The following is a 21,251-nucleotide window of genomic DNA, read 5'->3' as shown; positions in this document are numbered from 1 at the left end:
ATATGGGTTTTTATCTTCCACAAGTAGACCAAATCCTTGCGAGTCAGCAAACGCTAAAGGCATTTGGTACCACTAATATTTCTGTGCGTTATCGTGATACTTCAGGTACTGGTAGTAATTCAACGACAATCACCGCTGACAAACTTAGCTTTGATCTAACACAAGGTTTTGATGAGCAGATCCTGTCTGGTTCGGTTCGGTTAAAGCTAGGTGCAGATACCTTTGTTGATCGAACAGGCTTGCTATATCGAAATGTAGATACCGCAACAGGGTCAGGTACACAAAGCGGCGTTATTCAATATGGTACGGGTGTTATTGAATTGGAGAGTTGGACACCGAATGTTGATAATCAACTAACTTTACAGTCTTTGACTACTACAACCGATATGTTGCCGATTCATCATGTTAGTTTTAGAACGCCAACAATCCCGATTCGTCCTGGTTCACTCACGGTTGTGGTTGGCAAAATTGCAGGCGGTCAGCTTACTTTAACTGCAGATGAAGCGGGCATCATTGAAACTGATGAAGCGCACGGCTCAATCAATTATGAGACTGGTTTTGTAGACATTTATTTCTATAAAAAAACTAAAAAGTCTGATCATCCCGAAATTGTAGATGAGGATTGGTACGATCCACTTTTAGACTATACGGATGTTGGTAATACGGTTTGGGTCAATGCACCTGTGTGGATCGATGCAACGTCGGTTCGTTATAACGCAATTGCATATACCTATATTCCGCTTGATTCTGAGATTTTAGGATTGTCAGCAACGCGTTTACCGCCTGATGGACGTGTGCCGATTTTCCGTGTCGGTGATATAGGGGTTATTGCATCATCTAAAAAGCAGGAATTGCCCAGTCATGTGGCAGGTCAAACCTACGATTTAAATGATCAGCGTATTTCATGGTGTGAGCTTGAAGATAGTAACGGCGTGAAAGTTCCTTTTGATATGTATGTTGTGGACTATGACTATGGCAAAGTGACTTTAAGCGGTGATTTTGCTTTAAATAGTTTGATTGCACCTATCTCAGCGTCATATCGCTATCAAGATATGGGTCTCATTAATGATGTGCAGATTAATGGCCAAATTACTTTAACCAAGCCAGTCACACACAACTATGATGCAGACAGCTCCATAGTCGGTTCAGCATTGGTGGTGGGTGATATGTTCAGTCGATACACATCAAAGTTTGTACAAGGCACTTGGAATAGTGTCTGGTCAGATGAACCAAGCGGCACGCCAATTACACCAAATTTCAATGATGCCTTATATCCGATTGCTGTAACGAATAAGGGAGCGATTCAGGAACGTTGGGCGATTGTATTTGTAGACTCAACCAATTTTAGAATCATTGGTGAGGTTTCTGGTCAGATTGGGACTGGGAATGTAAACGCTGATTGTGCGCCTATTAATCCGATTACCAGCGCAGCATATTTTGTGGTTAAAAAAGAGGGTTGGGGAACAGGTTGGGTAAGTGGGAATGTCTTGCGATTCAATACGATTGCGGCGATGTACCCAATCTGGTGTGTGCGAACAGTCAAACAATCCGAGCCAACCACTTTGAGCGATAACTTTCAAATTATGTATCGCGGTGACATCGATCGCGTTATCTAAATGAATTAAACCTAAGGGCTGCACATGCAGCCTTTTTTATTGAGTATAAGAAATGGTCGCAAGTACAGATATTAAGTTTTATGTGCATAGCAATACTAATGCGCCTCAGTTATCTAATAGTTTTGGCTGCATGATTGACGTGCTGGATGCCTGTTTAGTGAATGGTTTTGGCTCGCAAACAGTTTCAACATTGACGGCAAGCGGAACGACAGCTACAGCCACCTTTGGTTCTGCACACAACTTTATGCAGTATCAAGTGATCAAGATTGCAGGTGCAACACAAAGCGAATATAACGGCGAGTTTCGTATTCTAAGTGTACCAAATGCAAATAGTTTTACCTTTCAGCTCGCATCAACTCCAAGTGTGACCACAGCTACAGGCACAATTAGTTGTTCTTTACCAGCATTGGGTTGGTTAAAGCCTTTCAGCGGCACTGGTAAAGCAGCTTATCGCTCGTCTAATACTTTGCTTGCATCACGTCCATATTTGCGTGTGATTGATGCACTTGATGCTGCATACACATCGACTTATGCAAAATATGCCAAAGTTGGAATTGTCGAGGATATGACAGGCATTGATGCAATGTCGGGCGTTCAAGCACCATATGATAGTGCGGCACCAGACAAGAATTGGGTGGGCACTGGGAGTGGGACAACTGCATATAACGGCTGGTCAAAATGGTATTACGCTTCGTCAGTGAGTGCGACATCAAACCCAGCTGATTCAGCTACGCCAACCACGGGAAATCGGGCCTGGATTCTGATTGGCAATAAAGATTATTTCTATATATTGCCGACTGTAGTGACTGCTGACACCCAAGCATTAACTTACGGATTTGGTTCGTTCAAGTCTCTATTAAATGCTGACACAGCAAACACATTTCTATCATCAACGTATTTATATACGACTACTGGCGGTGCATATCCGCGGGGCGGTTACACGGGTATTTGTGGAACCAGCTCAACCCAAAAAACACTCTTGCAGCGCTCATATTCTCAAGCTACATCAGCCCAAGAATCAATGCATATTTCACTAGGAAAAACTGAGATAGCAAGTGGCTATTCTAATTATATCGGCGCATTTAGTTTGGCAAATGTGGCACCGTTTGCACCTGTTTTCTTAAATGAAACAGTTCTGCGAGGTGAAATACCGGGTTTTTATTGGTTGTTTCAAGCGAAGCCTTACTCCAACTATCAATTGATTGAAAAAAATAATGGCTTGTATATCGCAGTTAATGCAGCGGTCAATTTCAATCAGCAGGGGCAAGTTGTCATCAAAATAGGGGATTTATAATGCTTTTAAATCTTCAAGTTGTCCCTGCAATCTGTTCAAGTTTAGATCCACTTTTGACGATCGATGTAGGCTTAGCAATTAAAGGGCAAGTCAAACAGACAAACATTCCAATTCCGTGCCGTGTTCGTTTGTTTGAACGTATGTCTGGGCGATTGATTTCTGAAGTGATGACCGATCCAAACGGAAATTATGTTTTTAATCATTTGACTGCATGTAAGTTCTTTATCGTTGCTCACCATCCTTTAAATCAATATAACGCAGTGATTGCTGACTTAGTGGTGCCAAAATGAGTGTAATTCCATCAATGGCGGCAGGCTTGGCCCAATTACAAGCCTTGGCCAACTTCTTAGATACAGGTAGCAGCAATGCTACTTTTTCATTTTATAAGGGTACAAAGCCTGCAAATGTGACAGTTGCTGCAAGCGCGGGTAATAAGTTAGTCGCGCTGAATCTGCCAGAGCCGTGCTTTAAACAACTCAATGCAGACAGCATAGAATTATATCCGACTGATACAGCTACTGTGACGCAAGCAGGCACAGCAACATGGGCGCGGCTTTTCAATGGCAATGGTGATGCAGTTGCGGATTTTAGTGTTGGTACAGATATTATGCTGGCAAATCCAAGCTTGGCGCTTGGTAGTACCTTGATGATCAACTCGATTGTGCTTCGTCCATCCACATAAAGAGGTGTGCATGTGTCAAATTACACCCCACCTGATGGTTACGCCGTAGACCTAAACTTTAATGATGTTGCAGGCACGGTTGATGCGCATAATGTCGTTCTAAATTTCGGCGCAAATGAAGTTATTACAGCAAGTATTGACGCTGTTATTTCAACCGCATTTCTTTCAGAAATTACAACATTACAAGGCAGTGTTGCACAAATTGATTGTGCAATTGCGACAGATTTTAAGGCTGAAATTACTGCAGTAGTTTCAAATCAATTCTGTTCGATTGATGCCGTGATTAATACCAATTTCGTTTCTAATGTTGAGACTCATTTTGATATTAATTTCGTGCTTGGACTTAATCATTTAAGTGGTTTTAGTTATCAAAATGCTCTGACTGCGTTGATTGAAAGTCACGTCAAATATGGCAAGGCAAGATTTAAGGCGCATAACAGTGCCTTTATTTTTGATTCAGGATTAAGTCTATCTAATGCCGTGATTACTGGATTTGATAAAACTTTACAGCTGCAGCAATCGATTAAAACAGTCTTTGAAGAAACAACAAAGCTTTCGAGTGATTATCAAATTGTATGGCAAGAGAACGATAAACGTTTTATTGCTCGAACCTTGGTATTTGAAGAATCTGAAAAGTTGTTAATCAATCGGCAAACTGACTGGGATGAGCTGATTAGAAAACGTAAGAAATTTACGTTTAGTCATGAAGTTGCAGACGTGTTTGAAAAACGGTTCATGTTTAAACACGACAAAGGTTTAGAGCTGTTTACTACTGACTCTATTCCCTGGGACGTGGCAAGAGCTGTTTATTATCGTAAATCATCTGTAGATCCAATTGAACCGCAACCGAAGCCCGAATATGTCGGTTCAACTGATCTTAATTTCATATGTCTATGTAATGACGTTGATTCGCACAATCTCATTTTAAACTTTGGTGCTGATCAGTGTTTACCAAACCTTAAGCCTGTTGATTGGTGGTATATCGTGAATGATTTAAAAGTAACTCGCTTAGACAACGGGCAAGAAATCCAAGTCAATAACGGTGATTATCGTTGCGATCGGAGTAGTTGGTGTTGGTCTTACAATCTAACAATTCCATTTTACGAGAAGTCAAAGTTAGAGCCGATTGATGGAAAACCGGTGATTTTAAAAATTATGGTGAATGGTAATGAACATCGGATGTTGCTAGAGAACATTTCACGTTCTAAACAGTTTGCTAAAGAAGTCTATAAGTTATCTGGACGTAGTCCATCCGCCTTGCTTGATGCGCCGTATTCGCCGACTCGTTCTTTTACCCAAGAGAATGAGCGTACATCGGTACAACTGGTTCAAGCTGAACTTGATCGGGTGAATAGCGATATCGTCTTGAATTGGGAGTTGATTGATGCACTGGGTTGGGTGTTACCTACAAATAGTTTGAGCTATTCGAATTTAACCCCAATTGCAGCAATTAAATTGATTGCGGATGCTGCAGGTGGTTTTGTGTATAGCGAGCCTGATAGCAATACATTGACGATTAAAGCGAAGTACAAAAAGACATTTTGGGATTCGATTGCAATTGACGAATATGACCGGTTGATTCCTGATTCAATGGTCGTAGATCTCTCAACTGATTATGCACTTTACCCGGATTATAACGGCGTGTTCTTAACCAATGATCGTAATGGTGATACGGGACAAATCAAGCGTGTTGGCACTGCAGGTGATGTGCTTCAAGAGTCGGTCAATAGTCCATTGCTGACATCAACGACAGCAATGCATAGTAAAGGCCGCGAGGCTCTGGCCAAAGCAGGCATGGTTGAGACACATAGCTTATTGATGCCAATTACTCAGGAACTTGGTCAATGCGTACCAGGTGAATTAACAGCTTTTAACGGTGATTGGTGGGGGATCACTGATGGTGTAAGCGGATCATTTAGTTATGAGAAAGTGGTTCAAACTGCATCAATAGAGAGGGTGAATCGTGAGTAATGCATTATCAAGACTTTTAGATTTATTACCTAAAACGCCTGAGTTTATAGCGACTGTTCAGAGTGCAGACCATCCTAACTATAAAGTTTTAGTTGTTGATGGGACAGGGCTTGTGCTGTGTAGCAGTTCAACACCATTTAATGTAGGTGATCGGGTGTATATCAGTGGAAATGAAATAAAACGAAGTGCGCCCACGGGTGTTGTATATCAAATCGAAGTTTAACTATTAGTCCAATGATGGATTGGACAACAAAAGACTGTCGCTTTTTAGCGACTTTTTTATTATCTGGAGAAAGTAAAAATGGCAGAGCCAGTAAGCAGTGGTGCGGGTGCAGTAGCTATCAAGATGTATGGTATTGCGGCAATTATTACAGTTGTGATTGCGTTGGGATACTTGGTCGTAATCATGACGAGAATGCCGCGCTCACGGAGTGAATGGGTTGTGAGTCTTGTCTCTACAGTGATCGGTAGTATCGGCGCAGGTGGATTTATTATTCAACATTTCTCTATGCACGATTACGCAACAACATGGGCAGGAATGTGTGCGATTGGGGGGATTTTCTTTGCAACCGGGTTACCGTTCTGGGCAATCATTCGGTGGACATTTAACTATGTGAATGCACGTGAGGACTCAACAATTTTAGATGTAGCCAAAGAGGTTAAAGACTTTAAAGATAATTTTTAATAAATCAGTTTAATCTATTGAAGTTTATGATATAAGTTCATCCGCCTTGAGTGGTTTTATTATCAATAACTTTTAAAGCTAAACAAATGAAAAAAATATTAATAATCTTCCTAGCCATAATAACCGTGGGATGTCAGCAACCTAAATTTGGGGAAATAGTAGCAAGAAATCAATTGAAAGAAGCCAACAAGAAGATTAGAACGTTTTTAAGTATTCTTGATGATTCTAATGCGGATAAAAATGATCAGGAAAACGTTCTATGCTTGATGTATCCCAAAATCTATAGGTATGAATACTTACCATCTATATTGAGACTGACAAAGTTAAAGGTTATAGATGCTAAACCAAAAGATCAGCTATTAGATGATTTGCGTAAAACTACTGAATCTTACAGTGAAAAACTAAATATCACTTGTGATTGAGGTGAGTAAATTTCGATAAGACCTGCTTAAAGCAGGTTTTTTAATATCCACGAACCGACCACTGGGTCGGTTTTTTTACGTCTAGAGGAAAGTGAAATGACAAAAATCGTAACTATCACAGCAGGACATAGCAACATAGATTCAGGAGCTGTTAATGGCAGTGATCGTGAAAGTGATATCGCCCAAGATATGCGGAACATTGTTGCGCATTATCTGCGCGCCGCAGGCATCAGTGTTAGAACTGATGGAGAGGGTAAGGGTAATGCGTCGCTCAATGAAGCAGTCAAACTCATCAAAGGATCAGCTATAGCTGTTGAGTTTCATTGTAATGCTGGGCCTAAAACTGCAAAAGGTGTTGAGGCATTGTCGCAACCTAAAGATAAGTTAATTTCTCAAAAGCTTTGCGGTGCAGTTTCAACTGTTATGGTAAATGTATTACGTGGAGACAAAGGTTGGAAGCCTGAAAATTCAGGGCAACATTCTCGCTTAGCATTCGTTAGCAATGGTGGCATTATTCTTGAACTATTTTTTATATCAAACGATGATGAACTTAAGATTTGGAAAGATAAAAAGTGGTTAATTGGTAAAGCTGTAGCAAATGAGTTAATTCAATATATTTCTTGACGTTAGATGCTCATTATCTTTGTTGGTAGTGAGTGTTAAGGATCCTCATAATATTATTTATCTTTTCCTTGTGAGGAATTAGCTTTAACATCATCCATCAAATTCTTTAGTAGCTCAACTGATTTAATATTATCTTCATTTAAATAACTTTTAGCACAACCATCGAATATTTCAATATTATATTTTACAAGTATATTTTCTAGATCAAAGCCATTTTTATGAAGTGAGTTTATCAATGCATGTAAAGTAATAGCATAAAGTGTCGAATCATCTGATTGTATAATAGGCATATTGAAAGTACCTTTAATTTATCGTTTCTATTATAGGAATTAATTGTGGACCTGCTAATCTTCCCTTACTGATAATCTCTAGTAACTCATCGTAAGTCAATTCAAAGTTATCATTACTATTAAATACAGCATGTTTTTATCTTCATACTCTGGTGGAGTGGGGGGAAGATAATGCTTGGAGCTAAACATCAGTGTAAGTTGCTTATCGAGAATAGCCATCTTGTGTGAAGTTTTGACTTTCGAATTAGATCTAGATTTAGTATCCATAATGAATTCAGCTTGATTAAGTTACAAAATCAAGCTGAATATAATTTATATCTGAATTTAATATAAGTTCATCAACTTAAATAAAATCCAAGTGTTAATATCAATATACCTGGAAACATAGACGCAAAGCTTATTGCTTTGCGCTGTGTGGCATTTTGTATCATATTATTAAATATATGTGGACCAATTATCATTCCGAAGACGGAAAATATAAATCCGACAATTATTAAAAGAGCTGAGATAAAAGTTGGCATAGTTTTATTACTTTTAGAAATGCTTTAACTGTCAACAATATAATACAAATCTATAACAGTTTTCAATCTATCAGATATTCTTTATTATCTTGTCCAATACCAATGTTATAAACACTGATAGAACATTCTATTTCTCCAGTCTTTTTTATAATCACACTGGAATATGTTTAAAAGCCCTCTAAGGAGGGCTTTCGTCATTAGAATTATTACAAACTAACCCTTCGGAATCTCATAATCCCTTGGTTTTCTCACATTCTTAACAAAGCATTCTTCGATTGCACCATACTTTTTAAAGTTCTCACGGGCTTGGTTTAGTGAAGGGATGTTTGCACCACCACACCAATCATAGTCTTGTGCTTCTACAGGATCATCCTCCCAAAAGCATACAGAGCAAATGTCGTAGTCGCCGTTTGATGGTTCGCCTCTAGTTAAGTACCCACAGCATAAACACGGATAGAGCATTCTATTTCTCCATTCATTTTCATAATCACACTGGAATATGTGAACCAAGCCCTCATAAGAGGGCTTGGTTCACAGGTTGGTTTTTCTAAAAGTACTTTAACTATTCTTATTTTTTTAGATCACTACACCATCTTGTTCAATTTTTACGGCAGATTTCCAACTTGGTAGTGAGCTCAAATGTTCGACATAGCTTTTGATATGCGGATATTTTTCACCTTGTTTCATATGATGAATTAACCCGTGAAGTGCAAATCCCATCATAAAGTCTGCGCCAGTTAAACGATCGTCTACTAAAAATAATTTATCATTTAAATAATCATTTAAATAACCAAAAACTTTATCAAACTCGATTTGAGTATAGTTTTCTAGAAATGCTAATTTTGTGCCGTGTTTAGTTTCTATTTGATTAAACGTTTTTAATAAAAATGGCACCATCGCAGAGCTTTCTGCGAAGTGAATCCATTGTAGGTAATCTGCATAACTAGCAGCATCTGTATCTGGTGCGAGATGTGGTGCAAGTCTTTGAATTAGTAACTCTACGATAGCTCCTGATTCCGCAATAACTTTACCTTGCCATTCAATCACAGGGGATTTTCCTAATGAATGAATGTTTTTTAGTGACTCAGGTGCCAAATGAGTTTTTTTGTCACGGTAATAGCGTTGCAATTGATACGGTTGTTTGATTTCTTCTAGTAACCACAAAATGCGGAAAGAGCGTGATTGGTCTAAGTGGTGCAATGTAATCATGATGATTCCTGTCTTCAAAACTTAATGGGAAATTTCCCCCAATTTATGGTTTCAAATATACGCTTAAGTCAATTGATAGTGCTGTTTATCTACTTATAAATAACATCCAACTGGTATAGAAAATGTGAAAAGATTTTGAGTATTCTTAATTAGTTGACAAAATTTAAATTTAGCAATAAAAGTTGGTTGACAGAATTAAAAATTAGCAATAAAAAAACTGGCATTAAGCCAGCTTTCTTATTGGACGATATACAGTTTACTTTTCTTTTTGGGTATATCTGCTTTAGCAAGTGCATCAAAAGTTAACTGATTAAAATCATCTTCAGAAATGCCAATTTCATCCAACATTTTATTTTTATCAAAAGAGGGCTGAGAAACTAAAAGTGAAATGATCTTTGGTAGCATCATACTTTCATCACGGTGAGTTTCTTCGGGCTCTTCAAGGTGATACCCAAGAGAGTTAATTTTCATCAGATTGCTACGATTAACCCAGTCACTAATTAGACCAAGTTTATGAGCTTTGTAGTTCACTGCTTTTAATGAGGTTCTCCAAGTTTTCTTATAGTCAATCATATTCTCGATTGATAGATAACGTGGAGTAGTTGCAAAAAAAGCTTCGCTAGGCATTAAGAACTCAGAGGCAAATTGATCAGCTTCAATTTCTAATAATTTATTGTCCTTTTCTTCACGAACCTTGCGGTTATGAGTATGCATAATGATATGGCCAAGCTCATGTGCGCAATCGAAGCGAGAACGCTCTGCTGACTTGAAATTATTTACAAACATGAATGGCGAACCATTTTCGTCATCGAAAAAGGATAGTGCATCAATTTCTTTAACTTCATTCGGAAGTCTGAAAACGCGAATGCCTTTAAGCTCACAGAGAGAGACAATATTATTAATGGGTTGAACCCCTAATCCCCATAAGGCTCTTAGCTCAATTGCAATATGGTCAACATAACGATAGTGCTGATCCTGTATCTCAGTGATATCCAAATCTGGACGTGAGAACTGAGGTAATTTAACCTTATTGAGCAAATAAGTATTAATGTTCTTAGCTAATAGAGTGTAAGCTTCATTTGCCTTACGGTGTTGTGCTTTAATTCTAGCGACAGATCTATAAAATATTTGTTCAGTTTCATGTGGCTGAATATCATTTTCAATAAAAAAAGACATCGGCAGGTTTAGGACTCTACAGATTTCGGTTTGATCATTTTCACTGATTTCCTTATCTGCATCTAAAAGCTGTTTCACTTTTGATAGAGAGCAGCTTAACTTTTCTGCAAAATCAGTATTACTAAGACCTCGTAGGTCCTTAGCAATCCTTAAACGATCTTTACTAAACACGTTAACCTCAAATTAGACTACAAGCTGGATATCAAAATCATCTGGTTTGATTTCAGTAGATGGTTCCAATATTGGCTTTTTAGGATCATTCCCGAATGGATGAGTATTATCTATCTCAAATGCAATTCTGCAAGTGTGATTGCTTGGTAATATGTCAATTTTTGTCTTATCAGGTGTTTGTACAAAGCTTGTTGGGTATGCAATTTCAAAAGGAATTGTTGGGATATCGGTTGCTGTGTAAGCTGGATGGGATGTAGAAGGGAAGTAAAGAATCCAGGTTCTTAGCTTTGAAGTATCATCATAGCTAGATTGATTTTCTTTAATATTCTTCAAAGTCATGAAGCCTTTCTCACACAGGGCTGATAACACAAGCTCTGGATGACCAAGGGCTAAATTGCCGCTCATGAAAATAATTTGGATTTTCTTATCAGTATTTTCTAGTCTTGGTTGGCTTTCATTATGATAAACCCACGCTGGATCTGACTTTCTAAGGAGTAAGGCGAGCTGTTCTCCAATTTTTCCCCATCGAGAAATAAATCTGGCTCTATTACAGTATGTATTGGTTCTAAATTCTGAGTCACCGACCATAATTGCTTGTGTAACTATATATGGATCAGGTAGCCCCAATTCTTTAGCTTTTGCGATAGCTTCTTCGCCACTGAAGAAGTCGCAAGGTGTTGGTTCCGAATCCCGAAGGGATTCATTGTCAAACATATCCAAATTCATAAAAACAAAGTCCAATAAGATAGCGAATGTCTTTTTTATAACATCTTTTGATGTTTAAAAAAAGACATTACAGGGTGATTTATATCTTTTATGTATAGTTGCTACTTTATGAACTTAAGTAAACTTAAATTAGAGTAGGCAGATGCTAGGTGGGACGTTAAGCGGACTGGCAGTGTTGCATTGTCGGTATGGGTTTATTGGGTACGTACAAAACAGTAAAGATTTACCTATGATAATTTTTAGTTAAATTAAATTTGGAGTAAAGAATTCAAATGGTGTATTAATATCTGTAATAACATTGACTTAAAGTGGTTAAAACAAGAGTGTATAAAATCATTTTTACTTTACTTATTTTATTCTCTGCTACGGCATATGGGGCGGAAGTTGATCATGCTTTACTTCAGAAAAACCTAGAAGCAGCAAACTTACAAATTGAGGTTTTAAAGGCTCAAGTAGAAGTGATGAAAAGCTATCAGGATAAGTTCCTTTCAACTGTTTACTGGTCACTTGGTACAGTTGGTGCTTTTGTAGTTTTTTTTGCAGGTTTTAACTGGTTTACGAATACTAAAAATCAGGAAAAAGAAAGTCAGCTATTAAAAGATAATATCACTAAAGAAATTGAAGCTTCTAAGCAAATTTTAATAAATGATATAGATGATAAGAAATCTATAATATTAAATGATGTTTTGAAGCAGGTTGAGGAAAATTTTAATAGTAAATTTACAGCTATTAGAAATAGTTTAAGCGATATTTCTAAAGAAGTTAAAAGCCAGAAGTATTCTTTGTTAAAAATTGAGTATGAAGAATGGATGACTACAAAAGTCTATGCAAATGCTGTTACAACAGCTCTAGAATTGATAGAGGCTAGTCAAAAAATTGGTTATGAGTATTTCATAGAAGAGAGTGTTGAAAAACTAATATTTGTATTAGAAAAGGGTGTAGAGGAAAAGAAAAAGTCCACAATTGATGTAGGTATAATGAATAACATATCAAAAACAACATCAAGTTTAAGTAATCATTATGTCTCCAGTAAATTAAAGATAGAAGGACTTGTAACTAAGCTTAATAATCTTTTATAAAAAAGCACCTCGCGGTGCTTTTTTAATCCCTAAAACTCTCATTTTTAGAAACAGAGCGTTAGGCGATATCCCTAAAAGTAAGCGGTGACTTACTATTGATCACTTTTTTTATGCAAATTTTCCATATATTCATCAGTGATATGATCTTCAACTCGTAACCATCCGAGACTACCTTCACCATTTTCGACAACATCTATATGATTGTCACCTTGATAAACAAGAACTTCTTTATTAAAAAACTTCAAAGAGTTCCAAAATGAAGAGTTACTTAAAACTTCTAGAGAAAGATGGATATCATCACGAAGTCTAGATAGTTCTTGAGTGTAATCCAAATCCAAAGTATTCAGTAATTTCCCATAAATCACACGCTTTTTCCCATTGCGCAAGGGAATGATTCTGACATCTGCTTGATTGTTAGTAGCAAAAGAAATATTTAAAAAACTTTCTTCTAGGCGATGTACTGCTTCGGCAGTAATGGTTCTGCCGTTATCTAAAGCCGCCTTTTCAATTTTTTCCTTAAGTTCCATTGGAACACGTAAATTCATTTGCGGATCGTTACGAGCCATATCGCTTCCAAAACTAACTTAAGTTAATTTATCAATAGTAGTGAATCACAGTGCTTTACATCAATAAAGCACTGTGCTTTAATTAAATCACGGTGCTTTATTGGTGGTAAGTTATGGCAAGACAAGACAAACAGATTAATATTCGTATGCCGCAAAAATTAGTAGATCAACTTAAAAGGGATGCTAGTGAGAATAGACGTTCTGTTACTGCACAATTAAATTTTATCGTAGAAGAGTGGCTAAAAGATCAGCCCAAAATTACTAAATAGAAAAAAATGAAGCCCCTGAATCTTGGCGGACACGGGGCTTCTATCTAAACCCTGCAAGGAGATTAGACATGAGTAGTCTAACATTTAACACAATCGAATTTCATCCTGTAATACAAAGCGATAACCAAATATGGGTAACAGCCGCTGAGTTAGCTGATGCATTGGGTTATTCTCGTACAGATAAAATCAATCAAATTTACAAAAGAAAAGAGGAAGAGTTTTCATTGTGTATGACTCAATTGGTTGCAAATCCTCAGAACCTCAATTTGAGGTTGCGCATATTTTCATTACGTGGCGCGCATCTTATTGCCATGTTTGCCCGCACACCTGTCGCAAAAGAATTCCGAAAATGGGTTTTAGATATTCTGGATAGGCAAGTACAACCTAAAGTAAAGAACCATAAAACTGAACGTGTGGTTTTAAATGATGCTGTAAATATGCTTGTAGCAAAAACCAAGCACCTTAACTTTTCCGATGCCTACAAACTTATACACCAACGATTCAATGTGAACGGCATAGATGAGATCTCATTTGATCAGATTCCCGTAGCCGTTGAATACGTTCATCACTTGATTGCACTGTTCAGAGCAGATAACAAATCCAATGCGATGAACGTCAGAGCAATGGCTATGCACCTGGTATGGCTAAGCGGGTGGTGGAGGCAGTTTGGTGCTGCTGTAAGGGGTATCAATCCACACATGGGCTCTGCAATCCATGATCATTTCAATGATGGTGGATTTGTCGCTTGGATGTTCATTGAAAAAGAAAAACATGCTGAGCTAAGAAATAGGATTGATACTCATCCTTGGCATTTAGCACCAATGGATCGTTATCATTTATTAAATAATCATTCTTAGTCTTTTATGATGACGGGAGTTGAACCCACGTCCGCAAAAGCCGCTTGTTTAAGCGGCTTTTTACGTTCAATAGTAGTGTTCATAAAGCAACTTTAACCTAGAACTAAGTACAGACTACAGAGTCACAAATAAAGCATCCCATACATTCTAGATGGGTGTTTTAGATTTGAATAAATTGTCATAATTGCTAGAATATTTCTTAGTCCTTGTTTTCATTTTGTTTTTGTTTTGCATTTATTTTGCAAGGCTGAAATAATTAATATATAAAACAGTTATCTACATGATATTTAATTTAATGCTAAGTATTGCGTTAACATTCGTTAATGTACCTAGTTTTTTTTTGATGTATGCTGTTTAAAGTCTGTTGGAATCTAAATGACCAATAGTCTCTAAGATTGATAAGAGTTGTGAGTAAACATGCACTGCGATATTTATAGATCAAGCAAAAAAGACGAAATGTATATGTATATTGCTCGTCCAAATTATTCTGCAGATCAGGAATCAGAAAATCCATTTGAGTCTGTTCCTGAGAGTGTCTTACAAGCTTTTGGAAAAGCTACTTTTGTAATGCATTTGGAACTTCATGGTGAGCGCAAACTTGCACGTGTCAACGTATTGCATGTCTTAGACTCATTACAGACTAAAGGCTTTTTTATTCAAATGCCGCCAGAGGGACTTATTAATCCAAATGCGGTAGAACCAGAGGGTTTGCGTGGTGCTTGAAACTATAACTGCAATGTGGTCTCACATTCTATCGGTACTGGATCAATTCCCTGAAGAGAATGTTGCGATTATTGTGTATGTTACAGGTGCAATGATTGCATTATGGTGTTGGTATCGTTTGATGTCACGTATGCCTAATCCAATAGGAGGGATTCTTTGGATTATTGTTTTTGCAATCCTTGCTACACCAACAATCTCCGAAGGTCCCAATTCAGAATTAGCACCTGCTATTTTTGGTTTGATTTTTGGTGTGCTCACAAAAGAGCATGTTTTAATCTGGTCAAATTTATCTTTGATTCTATTTGTCATTGGTACAGGATTATTGATCGGCTTCTGCTGGTCAAAATACAGTGCAAATAAACTTGCACGTTCGGTTTAGATATTCACATAAAGTTAAAGAAAAATAAGGTTTTTCAAATGTCTGCTGATACACAACACTTCACTGGTACAGATCAATATATTGCAACTGACAGCCTGAAACTTGCGGTAAAAGCCGCGCGTGCTTTACAAAAACCATTATTGGTGAAAGGTGAGCCAGGTACAGGTAAAACATTACTTGCAGAACAAGTTGCAGAAAGTTTAGGTCTACAACTAATTACTTGGCATATCAAATCAACAACCAAAGCTCAGCAAGGCCTGTATGAATATGATGCAGTTTCTCGCTTGCGTGATAGCCAGTTAGGTGATGACCGTGTTTATGACATTAAAAACTATATTAAACCGGGTAAATTGTGGGAAGCATTTACGAGTGAAGAACGTTGTGTATTGTTGATTGATGAAATCGACAAAGCAGATATTGAGTTCCCGAATGACTTACTGCATGAACTCGACAAAATGTCGTTTTATGTTTATGAGACTGGTGAAACCATTACCGCAACACAACGCCCGATTGTGATTATTACTTCGAATAATGAAAAAGAATTACCAGATGCATTCTTGCGTCGCTGCTTCTTTCACTATATTGAATTTCCTGATGAAGCAACGATGCGTGAAATCATTGCAGTACATTTCCCAAATATTTCGAATACTTTGGTCAGTGAAGCATTGCAAATATTCTTTAAATTACGTGAAGTCACGAATTTAAAAAAACCACCATCAACCTCAGAGTTAATTGATTGGTTAAGCTTACTCATGGCAGATGATATGCCTGAAGACGTATTGCGCAATCATGATAAATCTAAAGCAATCCCACCATTGTACGGCGCACTAATTAAAAATGAACAAGATGTACAATTGCTTGAACGTTTAGCTTTTATGTCACGCCGCTAAGAGTGTAATCACATGTTTGTGCGATTGTTTTACACCTTACGTAAATATGGTGTACCTGTTACAACTCGTGAGTTGATTGATCTCAACCAAGCGGTTGCATTAGGTTTGGTATTTGCAGATCAGGAAGAATTCTATCAGTTGGCTAAAACAGTTTTAGTTAAAGATGAACGTTTCTTTGATAAATTCGATCGTGCCATGAAAGATTATTTTGATGGCATTGAAACTTTTGATTTAGATGAGTTACTTAAACAAGTTCACAAGTTACCTAAAGACTGGTTTGACCTTGAACTCTTAGAAAAACATCTGACACCAGAGCAACGTGCTGAGCTACAAAAAGCAGGTTCTTTGGAAGAACTGATGAAAATGTTGGAAGAACGTTTACGTGAACAACATAAAAAGCATCAGGGTGGCAATCGAATGGTTGGCACTGGCGGAACTTCACCTTTTGGTGCTTTTGGTGATCATCCTGAAGGTGTTCGTATCGGTGGGCCAGGACGCAAACGCTCAGCTGTTAAAGTATGGGAGCAGCGTAAATACCAAAATCTTGATGATGATCAAGTTCTGGGAACACGTCAGATGCAGATTGCATTACGCCGATTACGTAAGTTTGCGCGTCAAGGCGCGGCTGAAGAGCTTGATGTTGATGGGACTATTCGTGAAACCGCAAAGCAGGGCATTTTGGATGTGCAATTGGTTCCTGAGCGTCGTAACCGCATTAAAGTACTGATGCTGTTTGACGTTGGTGGTTCAATGGATGCCTATATCGCTGAGTGTGAAAAATTATTTAGTGCTGCGAAGTCTGAGTTCAAAACCTTAGAATATTTCTATTTCCATAATTGTCTCTACGATTATGTTTGGAAAGATAACCACCGTCGTAGCTCAACTCGTATGAATACATGGGATTTATTCCATACTTACGGTCGCGACTATCGTGTAATTGTTGTCGGTGATGCCAGTATGGCACCATACGAACTCAAGTCAGCAGGTGGTTCAGTTGAATACATGAATGAAGAGTCGGGCGAAGTATGGCTTAGACGTTTACGTCAGCATTTTGACAAAACCGCTTGGTTGAATCCTGAAATGGAAGGTTACTGGCATTACACCCAGACCATTAACTGGATCAAAGAAATTTTTGAAAATCATATGTACCCAATGACATTAAAAGGCATTGAAGATATGACACGTTATTTGTCACGTTAAAAATTCATATGAATACTTTATAAAAATAGGAGGAATCATGGAACATCAAATTAATGGGGTTGCTTTACCGAATGAAGCAGGTTTCTTTGGTAATTTTGGTGGTCAATTTATTCCTCCTCATTTAAAAGAAGCAATGGATGAAATCAATCAGGCTTACGAAACAATTCGTCATACGCCTGAGTTTCAAGATGAACTGAACGACTTATTTAAAAACTATGTGGGTCGGCCAAGCCCATTATTTCATGCAAAACGCTTATCAGATCAACTTGGTGGCGCTCAGATTTATCTAAAACGTGAAGACCTCAACCATACTGGTGCGCATAAAATTAACCACTGTTTGGGTGAGGCTTTACTCGCTAAATATATGGGCAAAAGCAAAGTGATTGCAGAGACTGGAGCAGGGCAACATGGCGTTGCTTTAGCTACAGCTTGTGCATTGATTGGTATCCCTTGTGAAATTCACATGGGGCAAGTCGATATTGAAAAAGAACATCCCAATGTCGTTAAGATGAAAATTCTTGGTGCAAAATTGGTTTCAGTTACTCAGGGTACAGCAACTTTAAAAGATGCTGTCGATAGTGCTTTTGAAGAGTATTTAAAAGATCCTAAAAACTATATTTACGCGATTGGTTCTGTGGTTGGTCCTCATCCATTTCCTAAAATGGTACGTGACTTCCAATCAATTATTGGTAATGAACTTAAAGTTCAAACCAATGAACGCTTCGGAAAAAATCCTGACTATGTTGTGGCTTGTGTTGGCGGTGGATCAAATGCCATTGGTGCTTTTACCGCATTTTTAAATACACCAGAAGTTAAATTAGTGGGTGTTGAACCCGCAGGTCATGGTTTAGATACAGATAAGCATTCAGCAACATTAACTTTAGGCAAACCAGGTCAAATTCATGGGATGGCGTGTTACGTACTTGAGGATGAAAATGGTGAGCCACTTCCTGTACATTCGATTGCTTCTGGGTTGGATTATCCTGGTGTAGGACCTCAACATAGTTATCTGAAAGAACTTGGTCGTGTTCAGTATGAAACTGCTACTGACCAAGAATGTCTAGATGCATTTATGACACTTTCACGTGTAGAGGGAATTGTACCTGCTTTAGAAAGTTCTCATGCAGTTGCTTGGGCATTACGCGAAGCACCTAAAATGGATAAAAATATCAAGATCGTCGTAAATTTATCTGGTCGTGGTGATAAAGATGCTGATTATGTGGCTGATAAATTAGGACTCTGACTCGTAAATATTGAAATATCAAAATAATGACCGCTTCTGTATAGAGGCGGTTTTTTTTCTGTTAAATAGATGCTAATCCCGTTAGAATAAAGCGTTTTTGCAATTAGCACTTTTGGAGACGCCTAAGTGGAGCGACCTACAATCAGCCCTGAACATTTACAAGAAGCGGCTGAAAACTTAGTAACCATTCGAGATTTTATTCGTTTTGGTGTAACCGCACTTCGTCAATATGATGCACACTTAGGTCAAGGTACTGAAGATTATTTTGCAGAAAGCTCTGCACTTGTTTTGCAAACACTTTCTCTAGAATGGAAAGCTGATGCAGAAATATTAGATGCAAAATTACTACCAACTGAGAAAGCAGAATTTTTAAGTTTATTAGAACGTCGTATTAATGATCGCATTCCAACCTCATATTTATTAAATTTGGCATATTTCTGTAATAAACCTTATTATGTAGATGAGCGTGTACTCATTCCGCGTTCGCCAATTGCTGAATTGATCGAACAACGATTTGCACCATATTGTTTAAATGAAAATGGTCAAATGCTCGAAGCATTGAATAATTTACCAGAAAACACGAATCCGAAAACGCCACAACGTATTTTAGACATGTGTACGGGTTCTGGTTGTATTGCAATCGCTTTGGCATATGCATTCCCAGATTCTGAAGTCGATGCAACTGATATTTCCAAAGAAGCTTTAGAAGTTGCATCAATTAATGCCGAACACCATGATAAGCAATATCAAGTCGCATTACTTGAATCTGATTTGTTTGCAAAAATTCCTGCTGAAAATCAATATGATTTAATCGTAAGTAATCCTCCATATGTAGACGCAGAGGATATGGCAGATTTACCAGAAGAATTCTTACACGAGCCTGAGCTTGCACTTGCTGCTGGTCAAGATGGTTTGGATTTGGTTCGTAAAATGTTAGCGCAAGCTGCTGACTATTTGACAGAAGATGGTTTAATCGTCATCGAAGTCGGTAATTCAGAATGGGCGATGCGTCAAAACTTTAATACTGTTGATTTCCATTGGCTTACATTCCAAAAAGGCGGTTCAGGTATTTTTGCCTTAACTGCGGAACAATGCCGTCGTTATAAAGACTTCTTTCAACAATCTGTTGAACATAGCTAGAGTCGTACAAGATGCCAATTACAGCAATTCTATTAGTAGCTAAACCTGACTTAGATCAAACTAAAATTCAGCAGTTTAAAGATGGTTTCATTGCATTAAAAAACAAATGGAATCAGAGTGGAATTGATGCAATTAATTCGGAAGTTTTTAAGCAAGAAATTTGTCAGCAATTTGATCAACTCCTTGTAAATCTTGGATATGGAGAGTTTGATCCTGATGCCGCAGAACCATTAATTCATAGTCTTTATTTGCTATCGGAGCATAAAAGTCTGATTGAATATATTGTCCTGAGTTATCGTCAACTATGTGATGACGATATTTTAGGAAACATCTATGAATTAATGCTAGAAGAGATGCACCACAGTTTCGATGAATAAAAGATAGGTTAGAAAATGGCAGGAAATAGTATTGGTCAGTTATTCCGTGTGACGACATGTGGTGAATCACATGGTGCTGGCTTGATGGCAATTGTAGATGGCGTACCACCGGGACTTGAACTTTGCGAAGCAGACTTGCAAAAGGATTTGGATCGCCGTAAGCCGGGTACCTCTAAGTTTGCAACGCAACGTAAAGAGCCTGATCAAGTTGAAATTATTTCTGGTGTTTTTGAAGGCAAAACTACAGGTACATCGATTGGTTTATTGATTCGCAATACAGATCAAAAATCAAAAGACTACGGTAATATTGCTCAAACATTCCGTCCTGGTCATGCTGATTATACCTATACTCAAAAATATGGTTTCCGTGATTATCGTGGTGGTGGTCGTTCAAGCGCGCGTGAGACAGCAATGCGTGTTGCGGCAGGTGCGATTGCTAAAAAGTATTTGGCAGAAAAATTTGGTATTGATATTCGTGGACATGTAACACAGATCGGGAATGAAATTGCAGAAAAGTTAGATTGGGCTGAAGTGCCAAATAATCCATTTTTCTGTGGTGATGTTGATGCAGTTCCTCGCTTCGAGCAATTAGTCACAGCATTACGTGAGCAGGGAACGAGTTGTGGTGCAAAACTTGAAATTATTGCTGAAAAAATACCAGTCGGTTGGGGTGAACCTGTATTTGATCGTCTCGATGCAGATATTGCTCACGCTATGATGAGTATCAATGCTGTTAAAGGTGTTGAGATTGGGGATGGTTTTGCAGTTGCTGGGCAGTTTGGTCACGAAACTCGTGATGAACTAACCACAGATGGTTTCCTTGCAAATCATGCTGGTGGAATACTTGGTGGTATTTCAAGTGGTCAAACTATTCGTGTCGCGATTGCTTTAAAACCAACCGCAAGTATTACCACTCCTGGTAAAACCATTACAATTGATCGAGAAAACACGGATGTGTTAACCAAAGGTCGCCATGATCCTTGTGTTGGCGTTCGTGCTACACCGATTGCTGAAGCAATGTTAGCAATTGTTCTAATGGATCATTTTTTAAGACATCGTGCTCAGAATGCTGATGTTGTAGCTCCATTCCAACCAATTGAGCCATAATTTTGATTTTTAACATACTTGCGGCACTTTGGAC

The 21,251-nt window shown here is 38.0% G+C and carries 26 protein-coding genes and 1 pseudogene; 20 read left to right on the top strand and 7 right to left on the bottom strand.

The features are described 5' to 3' along the window. Positions 1-2: 2 nt before the first annotated feature. The 9 genes from AC0JIQ_RS08055 to AC0JIQ_RS08015 all read left to right on the top strand — a co-directional run bounded on the left by AC0JIQ_RS08055 (position 3) and on the right by AC0JIQ_RS08015 (position 7,294). Entirely contained in the window at positions 3-1,616 is a 1,614-nt protein-coding gene (locus tag AC0JIQ_RS08055) for a hypothetical protein (RefSeq protein ID WP_474201299.1), read from the top strand. Positions 1,617-1,668: 52 nt separating this feature from the next. Beyond that, a complete protein-coding gene (locus tag AC0JIQ_RS08050; RefSeq protein ID WP_474201298.1) occupies positions 1,669-2,910 on the top strand; it encodes a hypothetical protein in 1,242 nt (413 codons plus the stop codon). Then, a complete protein-coding gene (locus tag AC0JIQ_RS08045; RefSeq protein WP_474201297.1) occupies positions 2,910-3,200 on the top strand; it encodes a carboxypeptidase regulatory-like domain-containing protein in 291 nt (96 codons plus the stop codon). Before AC0JIQ_RS08050 ends, AC0JIQ_RS08045 begins: the two co-directional genes overlap by 1 nt. After that, positions 3,197-3,592, top strand: a complete 396-nt coding sequence (locus AC0JIQ_RS08040; RefSeq protein ID WP_474201296.1) for a hypothetical protein — start codon at positions 3,197-3,199, stop codon at positions 3,590-3,592. Before AC0JIQ_RS08045 ends, AC0JIQ_RS08040 begins: the two co-directional genes overlap by 4 nt. A gap of 12 nt (positions 3,593-3,604) precedes the next feature. Further along, positions 3,605-5,563 (top strand): hypothetical protein, encoded by a 1,959-nt coding sequence (locus AC0JIQ_RS08035; protein WP_474201295.1) that lies wholly within the window; start codon positions 3,605-3,607, stop codon positions 5,561-5,563. Beyond that, positions 5,556-5,786, top strand: coding sequence for a hypothetical protein (locus tag AC0JIQ_RS08030; RefSeq protein ID WP_474201294.1), 231 nt, complete (start codon positions 5,556-5,558; stop codon positions 5,784-5,786). The genes AC0JIQ_RS08035 and AC0JIQ_RS08030 overlap by 8 nt, the downstream gene beginning before the upstream one ends. 78 nt (positions 5,787-5,864) lie before the next feature. Continuing rightward, entirely contained in the window at positions 5,865-6,248 is a 384-nt protein-coding gene (locus AC0JIQ_RS08025; protein WP_474201293.1) for a hypothetical protein, read from the top strand. A gap of 86 nt (positions 6,249-6,334) precedes the next feature. Continuing rightward, the gene (locus tag AC0JIQ_RS08020; protein ID WP_474201292.1) at positions 6,335-6,670 is read left to right on the top strand and encodes a hypothetical protein; all 336 of its coding nucleotides are present in this window, start codon (positions 6,335-6,337) and stop codon (positions 6,668-6,670) included. A 96-nt stretch (positions 6,671-6,766) separates the two neighbouring features. Next, entirely contained in the window at positions 6,767-7,294 is a 528-nt protein-coding gene (locus tag AC0JIQ_RS08015; protein ID WP_474201291.1) for an N-acetylmuramoyl-L-alanine amidase, read from the top strand. A gap of 53 nt (positions 7,295-7,347) precedes the next feature. Here the strand turns inward: AC0JIQ_RS08015 and AC0JIQ_RS08010 are convergent, their stop codons facing one another. From AC0JIQ_RS08010 to AC0JIQ_RS07985, 6 genes and pseudogenes are all read right to left on the bottom strand, one after another. Next, entirely contained in the window at positions 7,348-7,584 is a 237-nt protein-coding gene (locus tag AC0JIQ_RS08010; RefSeq protein WP_474201290.1) for a hypothetical protein, read from the bottom strand. A gap of 13 nt (positions 7,585-7,597) precedes the next feature. Then, positions 7,598-7,803: pseudogene (locus tag AC0JIQ_RS08005) on the bottom strand (hypothetical protein). A 515-nt stretch (positions 7,804-8,318) separates the two neighbouring features. Continuing rightward, positions 8,319-8,567 carry a CPCC family cysteine-rich protein gene (locus tag AC0JIQ_RS08000; RefSeq protein ID WP_474201289.1) on the bottom strand — a complete coding sequence of 83 codons (249 nt, stop codon included), beginning with the start codon at positions 8,565-8,567 and terminating at the stop codon, positions 8,319-8,321. A gap of 114 nt (positions 8,568-8,681) precedes the next feature. Next, on the bottom strand, positions 8,682-9,314 hold the full coding sequence (locus AC0JIQ_RS07995) for a glutathione S-transferase family protein (protein ID WP_474201288.1): 633 nt from the start codon (positions 9,312-9,314) through the stop codon (positions 8,682-8,684). A gap of 237 nt (positions 9,315-9,551) precedes the next feature. Next, positions 9,552-10,661, bottom strand: coding sequence for an ImmA/IrrE family metallo-endopeptidase (locus tag AC0JIQ_RS07990; RefSeq protein ID WP_474203205.1), 1,110 nt, complete (start codon positions 10,659-10,661; stop codon positions 9,552-9,554). A gap of 12 nt (positions 10,662-10,673) precedes the next feature. Beyond that, entirely contained in the window at positions 10,674-11,387 is a 714-nt protein-coding gene (locus tag AC0JIQ_RS07985; RefSeq protein WP_474203204.1) for a hypothetical protein, read from the bottom strand. 323 nt (positions 11,388-11,710) lie between these two features. On the opposite strand from AC0JIQ_RS07985, the gene AC0JIQ_RS07980 reads away from it, so the two are divergent. After that, a complete protein-coding gene (locus tag AC0JIQ_RS07980; protein WP_474203203.1) occupies positions 11,711-12,466 on the top strand; it encodes a hypothetical protein in 756 nt (251 codons plus the stop codon). A gap of 92 nt (positions 12,467-12,558) precedes the next feature. Here AC0JIQ_RS07980 and AC0JIQ_RS07975 read toward each other — a convergent pair whose 3' ends face one another. Next, complete coding sequence (locus tag AC0JIQ_RS07975; protein ID WP_474203202.1) at positions 12,559-13,032, bottom strand: Arc family DNA-binding protein; 474 nt, start codon at positions 13,030-13,032, stop codon at positions 12,559-12,561. A 113-nt stretch (positions 13,033-13,145) separates the two neighbouring features. Here AC0JIQ_RS07975 and AC0JIQ_RS07970 point away from each other — a divergent pair, with 113 nt between their 5' ends. From AC0JIQ_RS07970 to aroC, 10 genes are all read left to right on the top strand, one after another. Continuing rightward, positions 13,146-13,301 (top strand): Arc family DNA-binding protein, encoded by a 156-nt coding sequence (locus tag AC0JIQ_RS07970; RefSeq protein WP_474203201.1) that lies wholly within the window; start codon positions 13,146-13,148, stop codon positions 13,299-13,301. A gap of 68 nt (positions 13,302-13,369) precedes the next feature. Further along, a complete protein-coding gene (locus tag AC0JIQ_RS07965) occupies positions 13,370-14,158 on the top strand; it encodes a BRO-N domain-containing protein (protein WP_474203200.1) in 789 nt (262 codons plus the stop codon). A 417-nt stretch (positions 14,159-14,575) separates the two neighbouring features. After that, positions 14,576-14,881, top strand: coding sequence for a YcgL domain-containing protein (locus tag AC0JIQ_RS07960; protein ID WP_004662107.1), 306 nt, complete (start codon positions 14,576-14,578; stop codon positions 14,879-14,881). Further along, positions 14,874-15,260: a hypothetical protein gene (locus AC0JIQ_RS07955; protein WP_034601375.1), complete on the top strand. Its 387-nt coding sequence runs from the start codon at positions 14,874-14,876 to the stop codon at positions 15,258-15,260. The genes AC0JIQ_RS07960 and AC0JIQ_RS07955 overlap by 8 nt, the downstream gene beginning before the upstream one ends. A gap of 38 nt (positions 15,261-15,298) precedes the next feature. After that, entirely contained in the window at positions 15,299-16,150 is an 852-nt protein-coding gene (locus AC0JIQ_RS07950) for an AAA family ATPase (RefSeq protein ID WP_474203199.1), read from the top strand. Positions 16,151-16,162: 12 nt separating this feature from the next. Next, entirely contained in the window at positions 16,163-17,350 is a 1,188-nt protein-coding gene (locus AC0JIQ_RS07945; RefSeq protein WP_474203198.1) for a vWA domain-containing protein, read from the top strand. Positions 17,351-17,387: 37 nt separating this feature from the next. Continuing rightward, entirely contained in the window at positions 17,388-18,593 is a 1,206-nt protein-coding gene (trpB, locus tag AC0JIQ_RS07940; protein WP_474203197.1) for a tryptophan synthase subunit beta, read from the top strand. 126 nt (positions 18,594-18,719) lie between these two features. After that, positions 18,720-19,733 (top strand): 50S ribosomal protein L3 N(5)-glutamine methyltransferase, encoded by a 1,014-nt coding sequence (gene prmB, locus AC0JIQ_RS07935; RefSeq protein WP_474203196.1) that lies wholly within the window; start codon positions 18,720-18,722, stop codon positions 19,731-19,733. An 11-nt stretch (positions 19,734-19,744) separates the two neighbouring features. Further along, positions 19,745-20,110, top strand: coding sequence for a hypothetical protein (locus tag AC0JIQ_RS07930; RefSeq protein WP_474203195.1), 366 nt, complete (start codon positions 19,745-19,747; stop codon positions 20,108-20,110). Between the two features lie 15 nt (positions 20,111-20,125). Next, a complete protein-coding gene (gene aroC, locus AC0JIQ_RS07925; protein WP_004662121.1) occupies positions 20,126-21,217 on the top strand; it encodes a chorismate synthase in 1,092 nt (363 codons plus the stop codon). Positions 21,218-21,251 lie beyond the last annotated feature (34 nt).

Source organism: Acinetobacter sp. FB, from assembly GCF_056033405.1.
This window is presented reverse-complemented; position numbering and strand designations above follow the sequence as displayed.

Bases quoted from the DNA above. Each gene is read 5' to 3' on its own strand.
- AC0JIQ_RS07950 (WP_474203199.1), top strand. From the start codon at position 15,299: ATGTCTGCTGATACACAACACTTCACTGGTACAGATCAATATATTGCA.
- AC0JIQ_RS08025 (WP_474201293.1), top strand. From the start codon at position 5,865: ATGGCAGAGCCAGTAAGCAGTGGTGCGGGTGCAGTAGCTATCAAGATG.
- AC0JIQ_RS07965 (WP_474203200.1), top strand. From the start codon at position 13,370: ATGAGTAGTCTAACATTTAACACAATCGAATTTCATCCTGTAATACAA.
- AC0JIQ_RS08020 (WP_474201292.1), top strand. From the start codon at position 6,335: ATGAAAAAAATATTAATAATCTTCCTAGCCATAATAACCGTGGGATGT.
- AC0JIQ_RS08040 (WP_474201296.1), top strand. From the start codon at position 3,197: ATGAGTGTAATTCCATCAATGGCGGCAGGCTTGGCCCAATTACAAGCC.
- AC0JIQ_RS08050 (WP_474201298.1), top strand. From the start codon at position 1,669: ATGGTCGCAAGTACAGATATTAAGTTTTATGTGCATAGCAATACTAAT.
- AC0JIQ_RS07945 (WP_474203198.1), top strand. From the start codon at position 16,163: ATGTTTGTGCGATTGTTTTACACCTTACGTAAATATGGTGTACCTGTT.
- aroC (WP_004662121.1), top strand. From the start codon at position 20,126: ATGGCAGGAAATAGTATTGGTCAGTTATTCCGTGTGACGACATGTGGT.
- AC0JIQ_RS08010 (WP_474201290.1), bottom strand. From the start codon at position 7,584: ATGCCTATTATACAATCAGATGATTCGACACTTTATGCTATTACTTTA.
- AC0JIQ_RS07970 (WP_474203201.1), top strand. From the start codon at position 13,146: ATGGCAAGACAAGACAAACAGATTAATATTCGTATGCCGCAAAAATTA.
- AC0JIQ_RS08015 (WP_474201291.1), top strand. From the start codon at position 6,767: ATGACAAAAATCGTAACTATCACAGCAGGACATAGCAACATAGATTCA.
- AC0JIQ_RS08045 (WP_474201297.1), top strand. From the start codon at position 2,910: ATGCTTTTAAATCTTCAAGTTGTCCCTGCAATCTGTTCAAGTTTAGAT.
- AC0JIQ_RS08055 (WP_474201299.1), top strand. From the start codon at position 3: ATGGGTTTTTATCTTCCACAAGTAGACCAAATCCTTGCGAGTCAGCAA.
- AC0JIQ_RS07985 (WP_474203204.1), bottom strand. From the start codon at position 11,387: ATGAATTTGGATATGTTTGACAATGAATCCCTTCGGGATTCGGAACCA.
- AC0JIQ_RS07930 (WP_474203195.1), top strand. From the start codon at position 19,745: ATGCCAATTACAGCAATTCTATTAGTAGCTAAACCTGACTTAGATCAA.
- AC0JIQ_RS08000 (WP_474201289.1), bottom strand. From the start codon at position 8,567: ATGCTCTATCCGTGTTTATGCTGTGGGTACTTAACTAGAGGCGAACCA.
- AC0JIQ_RS07960 (WP_004662107.1), top strand. From the start codon at position 14,576: ATGCACTGCGATATTTATAGATCAAGCAAAAAAGACGAAATGTATATG.
- AC0JIQ_RS07995 (WP_474201288.1), bottom strand. From the start codon at position 9,314: ATGATTACATTGCACCACTTAGACCAATCACGCTCTTTCCGCATTTTG.
- AC0JIQ_RS07975 (WP_474203202.1), bottom strand. From the start codon at position 13,032: ATGGCTCGTAACGATCCGCAAATGAATTTACGTGTTCCAATGGAACTT.
- trpB (WP_474203197.1), top strand. From the start codon at position 17,388: ATGGAACATCAAATTAATGGGGTTGCTTTACCGAATGAAGCAGGTTTC.